The following is a 15,377-nucleotide window of genomic DNA, read 5'->3' on the forward strand; positions in this document are numbered from 1 at the left end:
TCAATCAGGTGTGAGCACGTTAGAATGCTTACTTGTAATAAGGGGGCGACATGGTTTCGACGCCGGTGACAACCCTTGCGGTGCATGCCGAGAGCGTGATGTATCTCGTAAATCCCACATCACGAAAAAATAGTCGCAAATGACGAAAACTACGCTCAAGGCGCGCTAGCAGCTTAAACTGTTAGCTTCTTGTCTGGCCCCAAGGTGATGTGCCTATTCATCACTGAGGGGATACGAGCTAAAGCTGATAGGATCGCGTTTGGTGGTGTCTTCTCGCCAAGCGCTAAACTTTAGAAGGCTCGCGTGGCTGAATCCTGACCGTCGGAGTCAGTCGCGCTAAACTAAATGACGGAATCTAAGCATGTAGAGCCAATAGGCGCGTGCTGGCGGACGCGGGTTCAATTCCCGCCGCCTCCACCACCTTACTATACAAATCAAGCACCTACGGGTGCTTTTTTTGTGCCTGTGGGCTGTAAAAGGGCCTGTTTAGGCATAGGGTGGTCAGCTTTTGAGTCAGCTTATTTCCATTTTCAGCCAAGCCGGACTAGCCAGCTCGGCGTCCTAGCCAAATCTGCCATCTTATCGGCCACTGTAATTACGGTTCATATCGTTTTCGCCACCACAATAAGTGATCCTCAATAGGTGTTTGCTGTAAACCGCTTACAGCAAACGGTGACAGAGAGAAGGCTCATAGGTTTTAGAGCGGGTCATAAGCTCGATTCCATAAGACCGCAATTTAGACACCTCATACCGCCATAGTTTTCGTTGTAATCCATTCCTCCACCCCAACCGCATGAAGGACAAAACTCATCTATTTCTGCATCGCCCCATTGCCAAGAACCGAGATATTCTGGAACACCGTCTTGATCATGTGAAACAATTTCAAACGCGTTTTCGTTTGTGGCAATGAAACTGCTTGTTGAATGCCGTTTTAGCTCCTCAAATACATTACTAGCATCCAATGCAAACCACTCTCCGTGAGCATTTACAGGAGCATATTTTTGATGTAACAGCTTTTCCAATGTTCTATCGTCATCAGGCTTTATCCATCCCATCAATTTCAGCTTGTAGGGACTTCCCGTTCGCAATTGTCCTATACGCCGCTCGACATTAGCACTTATCCCAATCTTCACTCTGAGATTGCCATAATTTCCATTTTCGTTCTCAGCTATGAAATAGACAGGCATGGTGCCAACTCCTTGGTAGCTCTAACGCCTAAGATAAGTGTCGTCCGAAGGAGCATACGAACAAGGCTAATGAAAATGGCTAAACCATGAGCCTTGTTGGCGTCCGCTCGACCGACCAGTTAGGCAACTAATCGATCATTTCCAGTTCGCCTTTGTTGTGCGTCATTTTAAGAATTTTCGTCATTGGGTATTTGTCTTTAGCAATTGCGCATATCGTTTCAATGAAGTCTTGCTTGGCTCTTGCTCCAAACACTATTGTCTTGAGTTCTTCTGGGTGAAATACATAATCGCCGTGCGATATACCGACCTCATTCGGTCGCCAAGTGATTAATCGCCACTCCTGCTCATAGGACCAAACCACCTTTTTCGTATAGCAGACTGCTTCCAACGTTTTTCGTCGTAGTTCTGGCGTGTCCCCATACAACAAGAAGTCTAGTCCTGATCCTACAATTGCCGGCTTGTTGGTATAGGTAACGGGTCTGGCTTCATGAAATGGACTATCCGTCAGTGCAGCCGAGAAACCTAAAGCGCAGCCATAATGATTTTCAGCATATGTACCCCACATCACTTCATTGTAAGGCGTTGCGGTAAGGCACAGGACTCGTGCACGCTGAACGTCGAGTGAATCGAAATGGTCTCGCAGCGCTTTATCAATCTTGTCGTCCGCCTGGGAATTTTTAAAATCGCCAAAAAGCTTCAGCAAACTTCCTACTGATAATCCATTCTGGCGCATCTTTTGGATGAGATAGAGATGCATGCGTGTGGTTGGTGCTAGGCACTCCAAATCCGCAGGTCTTTTGCCGCTCGCAATATCGATCAGTGCTTGCGGAAAGAGACGATGAGACTCACTGACCGACGGTTCGAAGCGAGGCATACGTTGGAATTCCGCCAGATCATTGAAGACGGATGGGCTTGACCACCGGAGACTGCCGCCATTGAGAATAATTTCGGCTGTGGAAGAGGACGTATACTTGTAGAAAACTTCTGGCTTCACGGATGCTTCACCTTTGTTGCCTAACGCCGCGCTTTGATTTGCATTGTTAGCTACTCTTACTGAAGACTGCCAATAAACCAGTGCAGGTGCCCACCAAGCCAGTTAAGGCAGGCACCCACACAATCCAGCGTGACTTCAACTCATGCCTTTCTTTTAACTCATTTCTTATTGCCAAACGCAGATCAGCATAACCTCTGACTGTTAGATACCAATTTCCGGTTTGATGACCTTGCGTCCAAAATTCATCACCATCCGGATCGGATGTTGTTCTGTGCGGAACGGGAACTCTTAGTTTCCTGGCTCTTTTCAGCATCTGTTTCGATAGATGATGATCTATTTCTTCTTCAATAAGGGTCACTTCCCAGCGTTGAGATTCCTTTAAATCGCGGACTTTTTCTCGATCATTTATTTATGCGCAGCCTGAATATCTTTCTGATAGACGAACTCTACGGCAGCCAAATTCCAATTAAGCTCAACTATTCTGGGAAGCGGAATTATTCTTCTCAAGTAAATGCGTAATTTCATTGATCCACCAATTGGCTAACAGGTATTAGACTTCCCATCCTATAAGTGAATGAATGCGCTGCCGATGCTTGTCGGAAAATTACAGTCTACCAAACCCTTCCAAAAGCATGATTTTTATATTAATTTTTATTATTCCACATCTTCAAAATTCTCTCGCCCGCTCCATTTCCCAGCACCTCCGCCTTGGGCGGTTACTTTTCTTGCTGCACTGACCCACCCTAACGAATCCAGATTAGCACAGGATTCTTAAGACGGCTGATTATCTTAGGTTTGGGCTTTCAGCGCCGACGTTGTCAGGTCAGCGGGAGCTGCTATGGATAAGAACGCTCTCAGTAAGCACGATATTCGCGGCCCTTGTGAGGACGCAGATTGGATGGGATATCAAATGCTGATGCGGGAAAAAATAATCTTTACCGCTGGGCGGGTTAGATACTCAGCGATCTGAACAATCAACTTTTTGCAGGTAATAGCCATCACCTGAGTGATGGCATAGTTGTACGAAATGGGAATAACGCGGGGTTGGAGAGAGTGGTGGAAGGCTACTTAACGCCTTTCCCTCCACTTACGCGGATCAATGCGCCCTTCATACATGGGTAACTCCAGCACAGGGTCATCGTCTCGAAACTGAGACCACATACGGTTCAACCCCGCAGTGCCGTAGGTACGCACACGCTCAACCTCATCCAGGTTGAGTACATCGGTAAGAATGCCCGGTGTAGCGCCGGGCATCCTCGCGCGGATGCGACCCTCGGGGTCGACGATCAAACTCTGACCTTCCCCCGCAGGCGCGGCTGAATTAGCGCTCACCATATACACCTGATTGAAAATAGCATTGGCCTGCACAAGGATTTGCTCCTGCGCGCGGTCGCAGGTGGTGGTGGCTACTTGGTTGATGATCACCTCCGCCCCCAGCCACGCTAGCTGACGCACCATCTCAGGGAACCAGATGTCGTAGCAGATGGCCAGGCCGACCCGGCCTATGCCCGGCACCTCGAACACTTCAAAGCGATCTCCCGGTTGATAGGGCTCATAAGGCCGCCAGGGGAAACACTTACGGTAGGCAGCCACTCGCTCACCTTCAGGCGAATACACTGGCGCGGTGTTGTACAGATGCCCGTCCTCACCTCGTTCGCATACCGTGCCGGGCAGCAGCCATACTCCCAGGTTGCGGGCGATACGTGACAAGTGCTGGTGACGGGGGCCATCGATCGGCTCAGCCGCGGCTTCCAGTTGCTCTTTGCGCTGCTCCGGCGTACCCGTGGCACCACATAGATGGAGCTCCGGATAAACCACCATCCTGGGCTGTTCAAAATCGGCACCGAAGTCGCTCAGGTGCACCGCCAGCGCGGCCTCGAAGTCCAGCAGTTCGGAGTCAATGCCGTGCGGCCGCGAGGCTTCCTGCACCACAAGGACAGGCAAATTTCTGGACATAGTGGATCTCCGTTTAAAGGGTCGCTTTTACCGAGGCGGGCGCTGACTCGGGCTCTGATTCATCAAAGGCCACTTCCGGCGGCTCGCGACGGAAAAAGCGGGTCAGGTAGGCCAGTTGGGCGAGACCGATTGAAAGCCAGATCAAGCCCAGAATAAAGGCGTTGATATCCAGCTTACTCATCAGCCAAAGGTTGACCAGGGCACCGATGAGCGGCACCACCATTCCTCTCAGCACACCATACTGGCGCCTTGCATCGGCGTCTTTGCTGACCAGAAAGATCACTGACAGGTTCACCATCGTAAAGGCGATAAAGGCACCGAAGTGATAAACGAGGCGGCAGATAACACATCAAGGAACAAGGCAATGATGCCGATAGCACCCGTGAGGACGATGTTGAACACTGGCGTGTGGAAGCGCGAGTGCAGCGCTCCGAACAGCTTAGGCGGCAATACCGCATCCCGCCCCATGGCAAACAGCAACCGAGAGGCACTGGCTTGAGCGGCCAGGCCGGATGTGAACTGGGCGAGCACCATACCAGCCAGGAAGATAGCGCCGAAAAGATCCGCACCGATGGTCGTGGCAATCTCAAAGGCGGCGGAGTCTGAGTTTACGAAACTGTTGCCAGGATGCACCAGCTGGGTGGTGTAGCCCACGAGTACGTAAATACCCCCGCCGATCAGCGCGGTGAGCATAATGGCCTTAGGGATATTGCGCTTCGGGTCGATGGTTTCTTCGGTCAGTGTGGTGACGGCGTCGAAGCCAAGAAAAGAGTAAGCGGCCACCGCGGCGCCCGCAGCAATCGCGGTAAAACCAGCATCCTCACCCAAGAACGGCCCCAGGCTAAAAAGCGAATCAGTGCCACCAGTCGCAAAAACGTGACGAATTGAAAGCAGTACGAAGAACGCGATCACCAGTATTTGGAAAACCATCAGCAACGAGTTCACTTTGGACGCGAGCTTGATGCCGTAGATATTCAAGAAGGTGGTGATGCCAATAAAGCCCAGCAGGAATATCCAGCTCGGTACTTCAGGAAAACGAGCGTTCAGATAAGCGGCGCCGATCAACCAAATCACCATTGGCAGGAAGAAATAATCCAGCAGCACGCTCCACCCCACCATAAAGCCAACACGCGAGTCGATGGCTCTGCGGGCGTAAGTATAGGCAGACCCGGCTACCGGATAAGTACGCGCCATAATGCCGTAGCTGTAGGCCGTGAATAGCATGGCAACGGTCGTGATGAGGTAAGCAGTGGGTACGGCGCCATTGCTAGTGCTGGCAATGACCCCGAAGGTACCCAGCACGATCAATGGCGTCATGTAAGCCAAGCCAAACAGCACCACCGCTTTGAGTGATAGCGTTCTTTCCAGTTTGATATTGTTATCCGTCATGATCCATCTCCAGGAAACGTTGGAACCGACAGCGGGCAATCCGCTGAGTCGGCACAAAACGAAGAGGTGGTTGATCAAGCCAGCCGCCGAGGCTAGACCAGCTTGCTACCGTTAATGATCGGCTAATAACTCTCAGTTGCTGGCGTTACAGCTATCCAGCTAGACTGAGACGCTTAGTAGCCAACCTCTTTAGAACGGTATTGGCAGCTCGTCGGATCGTATATAACCCTAGCGTGGTATGGACTTGCGGATGTGGATGCAGTGACTCAAAGCGAAAATGACGAGGTACTGGCCGATGCCATCATAGCCTTGGGAACGCCTGCGTTACCTCAACACTTCTCTAGATTGTTGAAACAACTCGCTGCCTTCGATAACTTGATCATCATCGCTTATCACGGCGAACACCGGCCAGCGGTGCTCTATCGGGAATACACCGACCCTGTCGTTTACCTACCGATGGATAGCCAATATCTAGGGGGAGATTACCTGCTGGATCCTTTTTACCGCGAGCACCTGAGAGGCAATGTTCAGGGCATAAGACGATTGAGAGACGTAGCGCCTGATCACTTTCGACGCACGCATTACTATCAGAATTACTACCAGCAGACCACGCTACTGGATGAGGTAGCGGTTTTCGCCAATATCACTGAGAGCGATACGATAACTGCCTGTTTTGGTAGGGATCGTTCCAGTGGTAACCCCTTCAATAGGCGTGAACTTGAGATTCTGCATCAGTACGAAAACACCCTCAGCTCTCTTCTGCAAAAGCACTGGCAAGACTACCGCGTTGACGATGTGGGCAAAGCGCCGCCCGCTCCTTTAGAGGAACGCCTAAGAGAGGCCCTGAGTCATCAACACGGCATTCGCCTGAGCCCACGCCAAGCCGAAGTGGCCTTGTTTATTTTAAGAGGACACTCCTCCCTATCCATCAGCCTCCACCTAGAAGTCAGCCTTCAGACAGTGAAAGTCTTCCGCCGCCAGCTCTATGCCAAGTGCTGCATTTCGTCCCAGGCGGAACTTTTCGCGCTACTGATGCCGCTGTTCGCTCGGCTAGCTGAGCACAAATGACGCCTAGCCTTATCAATATTTAAGAACTAAAAAGCTTGTGAAGTTATATACACTGAGATGATTAAATTAATGACTTATCGCTGCTTATCGCCAAACTGAAGAACAACTTTATCGCGGGCAACTTAGATCGCCCTCTTCACATTCAGCATGCTTGCGCAGCGTTTCAGCACGTGCTTCCGTTAGCCCTTCAAGACAGCCGTTACGCACCATAGGCTGTGCACTGCCGCCTTCAACAGCGCTACTTTCAAATGCACACTCGGTATCGCGAAAACCGATCCAAGCCCGCTGGGCGGCTCTAAGCTTTTCCAGTGACGCGGTGTTATTACTTAATTGGTCTACCAGCACCTGGTAGGCTTCATTGAGCGCCTCGTCAGCCGTTTGATAGGCCTGCGCCGAGCATTCGGTGAGTTCAGCCTGAGTAGTCGCGTTATTACACCTATCGCCCGCATAAGCAAAGCTATTTGAGACCACCAACCCAATAACAATAAAAAGTGAAGACAAACGCATAATGAATGGCTCTATGACAATTGGTAAAACCATACTGCAAGTGTGCCGTCGATCTGCCCTGAATCCTATTTTAACAGTGCCAATAACCACAAAGCGCTGGCATGATAGCCAGCACTTTTCAATTATTAAAGTATGCTTAATACAGTTTAATGGGCCAGCATCTCTTCAACAATCTCTTCGCCACTTAATTCTGAGGCGTAATAGGTCGGCCAGTTCGTCACTTCCTCTAACAGCGCTTCACGATCATCGCCCCAGTAAAGGTGGTAGTGGGCTGCGTCTGTTGGGTAAATGCTGTGGTCGCTGAACTGAATATACTGGGGAAGATCGTCAGCCCCCTCGCCTTCAAACTCATAAATAAAGCGAACACCCCGGTTGCCCGCCTCGTAATTTAAAATCTCGTAGCCATCATACTGATAGTCACCTGACATCTCTTCGCCGTTCGCAAAGAAAGTGACGTTGCTGCCGTCGATAACGATACGATCTACATCCGTTGCATACCCTATCTCGTAATACGCTTTGTACTCTTCGGCGGTTTTATCGCCATTCTCTGCCTTATCCGCAAACACTTCATCTAGCGTGCCATCTTGTAGGTACGGATAGACGGATTGCCAATCACCTTCCCAGTCTGAAAGTGAGCGATCCTTGATCTGCTCATCCTCAAAATAACCCGAATAGATATCGCTATCGTGGTCGTGGTCGTGGTCGTGGTCGTGGTCGTGGTCGTGATGAGCATGATCGTGATCATGGCTGTGGTCATGGTCATGATCATCAGCACTGGCGTATTGAGCGCCAGCGAGCAGTAACGTACTGAATGCAAAGGCACTGACAGCCTTTAGCGGCGACACCATCTTTTGACTATCTTCCATCTTGCTGGCTCCCATGTTTCTTTCTCCCTTGTGAGTTAATGCTCAAGAAAGATACAATATAACATATCAATTAATCAAGCTAGTTGATTAATGCACTATAGAATTATGGGGAAAGTGGCAACGGATGGAGTAGCAGCGCCTGTCGGCAGACGCAACGATAGTGGCGTCGTAGATTTATTGAAGATACAAACGCATCGGCCCCGCGTGAGCGGGGCCCGATCATCGAATCTAAACGATTCGAGAACTTAAATAATCGCTAGGATTAAGAAAGCAGCTTAATGTTTGAAGCTTGAAGGCCTTTCTGACCTTGGGTAACGTCAAAAGAGACGTTAGCGCCTTCAGGCAGAGTTTTGAAGCCATCAGACTGAATTTCAGAAAAATGAGCAAAAACGTCATCACTGCCGTCAGAAGGAGCGATAAAGCCAAAGCCTTTAGAATCGTTGAACCATTTAACTGTGCCAGTTGCCATGATATTAAATCCTTTTCGCAAGTCGCGAATTGTAGAAATCCTGGTATTACCCAGATAAATAGTGAGTAGAACAAGGAATACAATTACAGACTACCGAAAGAATTCGAATGTTTCTGGAACCATGCTTGCTTGCTAACTTACTAACTGCGCATATCCTGCCACGTAGTCAGCAGCAGGTCAAAGCCTTTATGCGTTTTTAATTTTTGCTCTCCCTCTTATAACCACTGGAATACCGCGCAAATTACAAAAATTAGCAGTAATCTTGCCAATGAGCTAGGCACTACTAATCCGACCGCCTAGCGCGCTCTATTGGCCAGGCAAACCCTGCATTAATCGCAGCCTGACCAGTACTATGGAAGAGGTTTTAACATGCTATATGGACTTAGTTTGTTGGCGGGTATTGCGCTGCTCACCCTGGGCGGCGAGTCACTGATTCGGGGGGCTGTCGCTGGCGCACGAAGGGTGGGTATCTCGCCACTGCTAACCGGATTGGTCGTCGTTGGCTTCGGCACATCGGCACCCGAGTTGGTTGTTTCTATTGATGCCGCTATAAACCAACAGCCAGACATTGCGATTGGCAACATCGTGGGTAGCAATATCGGTAATATCTTATTGATTTTAGGCATGTGCGCCGTGATTTGCCCTATGGTGGTTCAACCCTTAGCGCTACGCCGGGATGGCTTGGTGGTGGTGCTAGCCAGTCTACTATTTATTGGCCTCTCCTTTGGCGGGGCATTAGGGCGCGTTGATGCGGCAATCTTTATAGCCAGTCTTGCTAGCTATCTTATTTGGGCTTACATAAGCGAAAGCCGTCAGCATATTCCTGCGGCAGATATGCATGCCTCAGAAGCCGAAGAGATGACCAAACTTCCCAACACGGGCTGGATGATCGCCTTAGCGCTGGTGATTGGTTTAGGCATGCTAATAGGAGGGTCGCAGCTACTGCTCTTTGGCGCCATTGGGTTAGCCCAGGCGTTGGGTATTTCCGAAGCAGTCATTGGGCTAACCATCGTCGCTGTTGGCACCTCCCTACCTGAAATGGCCGTGTCGGTGATTGCGGCGCTGCGCCGTCATGCTGATGTTGCCGTTGGTAATATTCTGGGCAGCAACATATTTAATCTGCTGGGCATCCTCGGTATCTCAGCATTTTTACAACCACTGCCCCTTGCACCACGTGTGGCCATGTTTGACCAGTGGGTAATGCTGGGAGCTGCGGGCGTACTGGTGCTATTTTTGTACACTGGCATGCGCCTGTCGCGCTGGGAAGGCGCGGCACTGCTTGCAGGCTATGCCGCTTATATAGCGTTAAGCTTTACGATCTTTTGAGATGATTTAATCGTCAATTGCGCTGAGCCAAAAGCCCCAACGCTTTTGGCTCAATGACTTGATCATTTAGCGTGGAGAAAAATCACCGTGCAGATTGCAACCTTGGGGCCTAGTGGCAATAACCATGAGCTGATTGCCAAGCGCTATCTCAAAATGCGCGGCTCAGGCGAAGGCAGTATTACGTTATTTAACTGCTTTGAAGATGCCTTCCAAGCCCTGATCAACGGCCAAGTGAGCCACGTTCTACAGTGCACCGCTCATGCAACGCATAGCGACTGCGTTGGCCGCTATATGCATCGAGCCTATCCCGTAGACACCTTTATAGCGGGCAGCAAACCACTAGCGCTGATTGCCCAGCGTACCTCTATTCGCCCCACCCAAGTAGCGCTACAACCGGCAACCCGCTACTACACCGACTTAACGGCCTATACAGAGATCATAAACGCCCCCACCACAGTGGCGGTGGCAGAAGGGCTTCTTGCGGGACGTTTTGAGGCAGGCATTTGCGCTGAAGAGGTGCTGGGGCAAGCACCCGAGCAACTGCGTTTAGTTCAGTCACTGGGGCCTGCGCTGGATACCTGGGTGATGTTTGCCACTACCCCGCTGCCAGCCTCTTCGCCGCTACGGCTGGATGCTGAAGGTTCGTCCCAGGACTAAACCACGAAGATCAGGATGGCCCCCGCCGCGACTAGCGCCGCACGCTGCCACAACGCTTTGCGCGCGATCACTCCGTAAGAGATCGCCCCCAGCCCCAGCGCCACTTTCAGCGCATTCAGCAGGGCACCTGACGGATTAAAGGCCAGTTGGATTATTTCCGGGTTGGCCACCATGGCCAAGGGAATGATATACAGCCCGATCCCCAGCGCCATGGCCTTGAACGCCACCTTCAGCCAGTTCTCCCCCACCATGCCAGCGGCAATAAACACACCGCCACACACCGGCGGTGTGATAGTCGAGAGCAGCGCGTACCAGAAGACGAACAAGTGCGCTAGAAGCGGTTCCAGACCCAGCGATGTCAACGCTGGCCCGGCGACAGAGACGCAGATCACGTAGGCGGCGGTGGTTGGCACCTCCATGCCCAAAATCAAGCAGGCGAGCGCTGTTAGCAGTAGTGCTGGCCACAGCATGTCGTTGGAGAGCGACAGGATACCTGAGGTAATCTTGACACCCAGCCCCGTTAGCGACAGCACGCCGACCACCAGCGAGGCGCACAGGATAATCGCCCCGATCACGGCAATCTGGCGCCCGGCAGTGACCGCAGCGGCGGCTAACCGACGGCTAAAGCCAGGAAGCGAAAAGCGCAGCGTCACATCAAAGAACAACAGCGCGATGCCCGCGAAAATCGCAATGCTGGCAGCGTACTGTGGGGTATAACCACCGTTGAAAATACGTTCGAGCAGCAACACGAACGGGATCGCGAAAAATAGTGAGGTAATGGCGACTTCTTTCGCATGGGGGCGTTCACTTTCAGCCACGGGCTGCAAGTCATGCCGGGTCGCGTAGGCATTGATGCCCACCCAGACGGTCAAGAAATAGAGGACTGCCGGCAACATTGCCGCGGCCATAATTTGTGTATAGGGAGTCCCCGTCAGTTCCACCATGACAAACGCCCCGGCCCCCATCAGCGGCGGCATGATTTGCCCGCCAGAGGAGGCAACCGCTTCCACCGCACCGGCGAGCGAGCGCGGATAACGCAGGCGTACCATGGAGGGAATGGTAATCGCCCCGGTGGAGGCCACGTTAGCTGACGCCGAACCGGAGATAGACCCCATCAGTGCTGAGGAAATCACCGCCACCTTGGCCGCGCCCCCGGTCAGCCGCCCTGCCACCGCGCCAGCGAGGTTCATGAAGCCCTGACCCGCTTCGCCGGCATTGAGTACCGCACCGAAAATCACAAAAATCGCCACCACACTGACACTCACGCCGGTCAGCGATCCCCACAGCCCACCTTCGGCAATGGTCAATGTACCCACCATGCTAGGCAGCGGGAGCCCAGGGTGGCCAAACGCACCAGGGATGTATTGGCCGAAAGCGCCATACATCAGGGCCAGCAACGCGACCAGCGGGAGCGGCCAGCCAATCGCCCGACGGGCGGCCTCAAGCGCCAGCGCGATTAAAAATAGCCCGATCCCCATCTGCAGGTGGGTATCAATAAAGCCATACTGATTGGCTAGCGCGGCCTCATTGACGGCGATATAGCCACATGCGGCCACGCCCAGCACCGTCAGCACCCAGCCGCTGATTCGCTGCACCGGTGTGTTGGCCATATAGACCAGCACCCAGGGCAACAGCAGCGCCATGTGTAACGGCCGACTGACGAGCGCAGGTGTTAAACCATAAAAAATCAATCCAAGATGAAACACCACACTCACCGCCCCCAGCGCCATCCAGCCTGGGGCTATGGCGTCATCATCGATGGGGGTCGCCGCTGGCGAAGAAGTAACAACACGCATGCCAAGTTGCCTATTACTATCAATACTGCATCAATACAGAACTGCCACTGCGCGAGCGCCGTGGCAGTAGGAAGAAGGGGGAAAGTGACTAACGTAGAGAGTCAGGCACCTCGAAACCCGCTTCTTCGTAATAGCGCAGTGCCCCTGGGTGTAGCGAGCCGGTCATGTTTTCCAGCATCTCTGGGGTAATACTGCCCCACCAGGCGGCCTCTTCGGCCATGGCATCACGACGCTCCCAAAATGTTTTGGTCAGCGTGTAGGCGGTATCGTCATCCATATAGGTGGTGGTGTAGGCAATCACCGGCAGCGATGTGGTTTCGATATCTTTATCAACACCGGGGTAGGTACCGCCGGGGATCGTTTGGCGCGCTGCGCCGGTTTGTTCGATTTGCTCATCGGTCAGACTAACCAACGCTATAGGCATGCTGGCGGCGGTCTCGATCACGTTAGGCGACGGGAAAGAGCTGGCTGTTACAAAGCCATCAATCTGACCGTTTTTAAGTGCATCCGGGCCACTACCAATGGCAGCATCGGCAATTTGGACATTCTCTTCCAGACCAAACAGCTCCAGATAACGAGCCGCTTCCCGGGCGCCAAACGTACCTCGGCCAATTAATAAGTGCTTGCCTTCCAGGGCAGACATATTAGCCACCCCTTCGTCACCCGCCAGTACAAAGTGCATGGTGATAGAGGGAATGGGGAACAGGCCACGAATCTCTTGAAAGCGGGGGTTTTGACGCTCGGCAAAGGCGCCTTCACCTGCCATAGCCTGTTCGACTAACGCAGGCGGCGTGGTAAACACGTAATTGCCTTGACGAGCCATGACTTCCATGACGTTTTGTACCGAGCCCTGACTCTCTTCAAGGGTCAGAATAATCGCGTCATCCGTACCCTGGCGGATTGCTTCTGAGAGTTCTACGCCCATCTGATAGTAGGCGGTACCTGCAGAAGCCGATTTATAGGTCACCCGCGTTTCAGCGTGGGCGGAGAAAGCGGTACTTACCAACGCTAGCGTAGCAGCCGTCACGCCAAGCGTGCGGCGAAGGGAGCGAAATGAGTTGCGCATCTTAATCTTCCTTAGCGTATCCAGCGGCCGTTTTCTAACGGGCCTCGTTTTTATGTTACCCAGCAATGGGCCTAGGGGGCATCAACATACCATGACTATGCCTAAACGGGCAGCCTCGCCTGGGGTTGAGCGGTGATAATGAAAGCGGGCATTAGTGAAAAGAGGTATAAAGAAATGGATATTATTTAATAATACTATTCGGCAATAGTATAACCCCACATTTAAATCAGCACTTAGGCAAAACGAATGTTGTTAAAGTTACCATTACCTAAAAGATTAATTTCCTAAAAAAAGATGCTATTCCCCTAAGAAGAACTACTTTCGTTCGTTTTTATAAAGTATTGCGGCGCAATATAGGCTGGTAAACTAGCGGCGCTTTTACACCACTCCTGACAACTTAACCATGAGGAAAAACGTCACATGCCTACGTTGTGCCAACCCTCTTGCCAGCCACGATTATATCGTCGCTGGCTTTTTTTGTTAGCGGCCTTACTATTAGGCGTAAGTCCCAATGCGTTTGCCGTTACTGGTGAATTAAATTTAACCACCTCGGCTGTCGGCTTTTTTGCAGTGGCTATTTTCGTTCTGGCGTATGCACTCGTCATGGCGGAAGAAAAGATTCATATGCGCAAGTCGAAGCCGGTGTTGGTGGCAGCCGGTATCATCTGGAGCCTCATCGGCTGGGTGTATGTCCAAAATGGTATGTCGGAAGCGTCAGAGTACGCGTTTCGCGTGACGCTTTTGGAGTTCACCGAGCTGATGCTGTTCTTGCTGGTGGCCATGACGTATATCAACGCGATGGAAGAGCGCCGGGTGTTTGATGCTTTGCGCTCCTGGATGTTACGCAAAGGCTTCAACTACCGGACACTGTTTTGGCTGACCGGCGGTCTCGCCTTTGTGCTTTCACCCATTGCCGACAACCTCACCACCGCACTATTGATGTGTGCCGTGGTAACTAAAGTGGCAGAGGGCGACCAGCGGTTTATTAACGTCGCTTGTATCAATATTGTGGTAGCCGCCAATGCAGGGGGTGCATTTAGCCCCTTCGGCGACATTACCACTCTCATGGTGTGGCAAGCTGGCATGGTTGAGTTCCAGGAATTCTTCATCCTGTTCTTCCCTGCTCTGGTCAATTTCCTAATACCCGCCTCCATCATGAGCCTGTTTATTAAGGACGAGAAACCCGCTAGCGTGTATGAAGATGTGTGGATGAAGCGGGGTGCCCGGCGCATTGTAGGGCTGTTTTTATTGACTATTATTACCGCCGTGCTGTGCCACGTAGTGCTCCACCTGCCGCCGGTGCTGGGCATGATGACCGGCCTGGGCTACTTGCAGTTCTTCGGTTACTACCTACGCCGTAGCCTACCCCGCTCGTTGGAGCGTAAACGCGAACGCTATAGCCGCCGCGGTGACAACAAGAAGCTTGAGCAGTTGGGTAGCGTGGTCCCGTTTGATGTCTTCAACCGTGTGGCACGTGCCGAGTGGGATACATTGCTATTCTTCTACGGGGTAGTGATGTGCGTTGGCGGGCTTGGTTTTATGGGCTATCTCGGCCTGCTGTCAGAGGCGCTCTACACTGGCTGGAACGCGACGGCAGCCAACATTACGCTGGGTATTGTATCAGCGGTCATCGACAACATTCCCGTGATGTTTGCGGTACTCACGATGGAGCCCGATATGTCCCACGGCCAATGGCTGCTGATTACCTTAACCGCGGGTGTCGGGGGCAGCTTGCTGTCGATCGGTTCAGCGGCAGGGGTAGCGGTAATGGGCCAGGCAAGAGGTTCCTATACGTTTATGGGCCACTTGCGTTGGTCGCCGGTCATTTTGCTCGGCTATATCGCCAGCATTTTGGTTCACATGTGGCTTAACGCTGAGAGCTTTGCGCTCTTCAGCTAATCGTATAAACGTAAGTTAGATAAATGTAAGTTAGATAGACCTAACCTTTACCCCTTTTCAGCGTGCTGGAAAGGGGGGCGGTCTCAATGAGCAAGTGCAACACGTGACCCATCAGGTACGGTGTTGCTATGACTTACTGCTATCGCCATCTCACTGCTGAAGACCGAGCCGCCATCATGATGATGCGAGCGACTCAT

15 protein-coding genes and 1 other RNA gene are annotated in these 15,377 nt (G+C 52.0%); 5 read left to right on the plus strand and 11 right to left on the minus strand.

Translation table 11 applies throughout. The features are described from left to right. The first annotated feature begins 41 nt into the window (after positions 1-41). Positions 42-420, plus strand: a transfer-messenger RNA (tmRNA) gene (ssrA, locus tag HZS80_RS17530). Between the two features lie 287 nt (positions 421-707). On the opposite strand, the gene HZS80_RS17535 is transcribed toward ssrA, so the two are convergent. The 6 genes from HZS80_RS17535 to HZS80_RS17555 all read right to left on the minus strand — a co-directional run bounded on the left by HZS80_RS17535 (position 708) and on the right by HZS80_RS17555 (position 5,526). After that, positions 708-1,187: a GIY-YIG nuclease family protein gene (locus HZS80_RS17535; protein WP_179916767.1), complete on the minus strand. Its 480-nt coding sequence runs from the start codon at positions 1,185-1,187 to the stop codon at positions 708-710. 127 nt (positions 1,188-1,314) lie between these two features. Beyond that, positions 1,315-2,181, minus strand: coding sequence for a DUF2971 domain-containing protein (locus HZS80_RS24000; protein WP_179916768.1), 867 nt, complete (start codon positions 2,179-2,181; stop codon positions 1,315-1,317). Between the two features lie 46 nt (positions 2,182-2,227). Then, positions 2,228-2,539, minus strand: coding sequence for a hypothetical protein (locus tag HZS80_RS17545; RefSeq protein WP_179916769.1), 312 nt, complete (start codon positions 2,537-2,539; stop codon positions 2,228-2,230). A gap of 710 nt (positions 2,540-3,249) precedes the next feature. Continuing rightward, positions 3,250-4,137: a carbon-nitrogen hydrolase family protein gene (locus tag HZS80_RS17550; RefSeq protein WP_179916770.1), complete on the minus strand. Its 888-nt coding sequence runs from the start codon at positions 4,135-4,137 to the stop codon at positions 3,250-3,252. Between the two features lie 13 nt (positions 4,138-4,150). After that, a complete protein-coding gene (locus HZS80_RS23615; protein ID WP_340162622.1) occupies positions 4,151-4,420 on the minus strand; it encodes an amino acid permease C-terminal domain-containing protein in 270 nt (89 codons plus the stop codon). Positions 4,421-4,428: 8 nt separating this feature from the next. Further along, positions 4,429-5,526: an APC family permease gene (locus HZS80_RS17555; protein WP_246362220.1), complete on the minus strand. Its 1,098-nt coding sequence runs from the start codon at positions 5,524-5,526 to the stop codon at positions 4,429-4,431. Between the two features lie 252 nt (positions 5,527-5,778). On the opposite strand from HZS80_RS17555, the gene HZS80_RS17560 reads away from it, so the two are divergent. Then, positions 5,779-6,594, plus strand: a complete 816-nt coding sequence (locus HZS80_RS17560; RefSeq protein ID WP_179916771.1) for a helix-turn-helix transcriptional regulator — start codon at positions 5,779-5,781, stop codon at positions 6,592-6,594. Positions 6,595-6,702: 108 nt separating this feature from the next. On the opposite strand, the gene HZS80_RS17565 is transcribed toward HZS80_RS17560, so the two are convergent. The 3 genes from HZS80_RS17565 to HZS80_RS17575 all read right to left on the minus strand — a co-directional run bounded on the left by HZS80_RS17565 (position 6,703) and on the right by HZS80_RS17575 (position 8,436). Continuing rightward, entirely contained in the window at positions 6,703-7,101 is a 399-nt protein-coding gene (locus HZS80_RS17565) for a lysozyme inhibitor LprI family protein (RefSeq protein WP_179916772.1), read from the minus strand. Positions 7,102-7,247: 146 nt separating this feature from the next. Beyond that, positions 7,248-7,982 carry a metal-binding protein ZinT gene (locus HZS80_RS17570; protein ID WP_246362222.1) on the minus strand — a complete coding sequence of 245 codons (735 nt, stop codon included), beginning with the start codon at positions 7,980-7,982 and terminating at the stop codon, positions 7,248-7,250. A 247-nt stretch (positions 7,983-8,229) separates the two neighbouring features. Continuing rightward, a complete protein-coding gene (locus HZS80_RS17575; protein ID WP_007111857.1) occupies positions 8,230-8,436 on the minus strand; it encodes a cold-shock protein in 207 nt (68 codons plus the stop codon). Positions 8,437-8,805: 369 nt separating this feature from the next. Here HZS80_RS17575 and HZS80_RS17580 point away from each other — a divergent pair, with 369 nt between their 5' ends. Together HZS80_RS17580 and HZS80_RS17585 are read left to right on the plus strand one after the other, a co-directional pair. Beyond that, positions 8,806-9,762 (plus strand): calcium/sodium antiporter, encoded by a 957-nt coding sequence (locus tag HZS80_RS17580; RefSeq protein ID WP_035562600.1) that lies wholly within the window; start codon positions 8,806-8,808, stop codon positions 9,760-9,762. 87 nt (positions 9,763-9,849) lie between these two features. Continuing rightward, positions 9,850-10,419, plus strand: coding sequence for a hypothetical protein (locus HZS80_RS17585; protein WP_035562597.1), 570 nt, complete (start codon positions 9,850-9,852; stop codon positions 10,417-10,419). Here the strand turns inward: HZS80_RS17585 and HZS80_RS17590 are convergent. Beyond that, the gene (locus tag HZS80_RS17590; RefSeq protein WP_035562594.1) at positions 10,416-12,215 is read right to left on the minus strand and encodes a TRAP transporter permease; all 1,800 of its coding nucleotides are present in this window, start codon (positions 12,213-12,215) and stop codon (positions 10,416-10,418) included. The genes HZS80_RS17585 and HZS80_RS17590 overlap by 4 nt on opposite strands. 88 nt (positions 12,216-12,303) lie before the next feature. Next, on the minus strand, positions 12,304-13,281 hold the full coding sequence (locus HZS80_RS17595) for a TAXI family TRAP transporter solute-binding subunit (protein ID WP_179916773.1): 978 nt from the start codon (positions 13,279-13,281) through the stop codon (positions 12,304-12,306). 420 nt (positions 13,282-13,701) lie between these two features. Between HZS80_RS17595 and nhaD the strand changes: the two genes are divergently transcribed. Further along, positions 13,702-15,180, plus strand: a complete 1,479-nt coding sequence (gene nhaD / locus HZS80_RS17600; protein WP_179916774.1) for a sodium:proton antiporter NhaD — start codon at positions 13,702-13,704, stop codon at positions 15,178-15,180. Positions 15,181-15,377: the final 197 nt, after the last annotated feature.

It is taken from the genome of Vreelandella glaciei (assembly GCF_013415125.1).
Classification (GTDB): Bacteria; Pseudomonadota; Gammaproteobacteria; order Pseudomonadales; family Halomonadaceae; genus Vreelandella; species Vreelandella glaciei.

Bases quoted from the DNA above. Each gene is read 5' to 3' on its own strand.
- HZS80_RS17555 (WP_246362220.1), bottom strand. From the start codon at position 5,526: ATGACGGATAACAATATCAAACTGGAAAGAACGCTATCACTCAAAGCG.
- HZS80_RS17580 (WP_035562600.1), top strand. From the start codon at position 8,806: ATGCTATATGGACTTAGTTTGTTGGCGGGTATTGCGCTGCTCACCCTG.
- HZS80_RS17535 (WP_179916767.1), bottom strand. From the start codon at position 1,187: ATGCCTGTCTATTTCATAGCTGAGAACGAAAATGGAAATTATGGCAAT.
- HZS80_RS17575 (WP_007111857.1), bottom strand. From the start codon at position 8,436: ATGGCAACTGGCACAGTTAAATGGTTCAACGATTCTAAAGGCTTTGGC.
- HZS80_RS17590 (WP_035562594.1), bottom strand. From the start codon at position 12,215: ATGCGTGTTGTTACTTCTTCGCCAGCGGCGACCCCCATCGATGATGAC.
- HZS80_RS17565 (WP_179916772.1), bottom strand. From the start codon at position 7,101: ATGCGTTTGTCTTCACTTTTTATTGTTATTGGGTTGGTGGTCTCAAAT.
- HZS80_RS17570 (WP_246362222.1), bottom strand. From the start codon at position 7,982: ATGGGAGCCAGCAAGATGGAAGATAGTCAAAAGATGGTGTCGCCGCTA.
- HZS80_RS17550 (WP_179916770.1), bottom strand. From the start codon at position 4,137: ATGTCCAGAAATTTGCCTGTCCTTGTGGTGCAGGAAGCCTCGCGGCCG.
- HZS80_RS17595 (WP_179916773.1), bottom strand. From the start codon at position 13,281: ATGCGCAACTCATTTCGCTCCCTTCGCCGCACGCTTGGCGTGACGGCT.
- nhaD (WP_179916774.1), top strand. From the start codon at position 13,702: ATGCCTACGTTGTGCCAACCCTCTTGCCAGCCACGATTATATCGTCGC.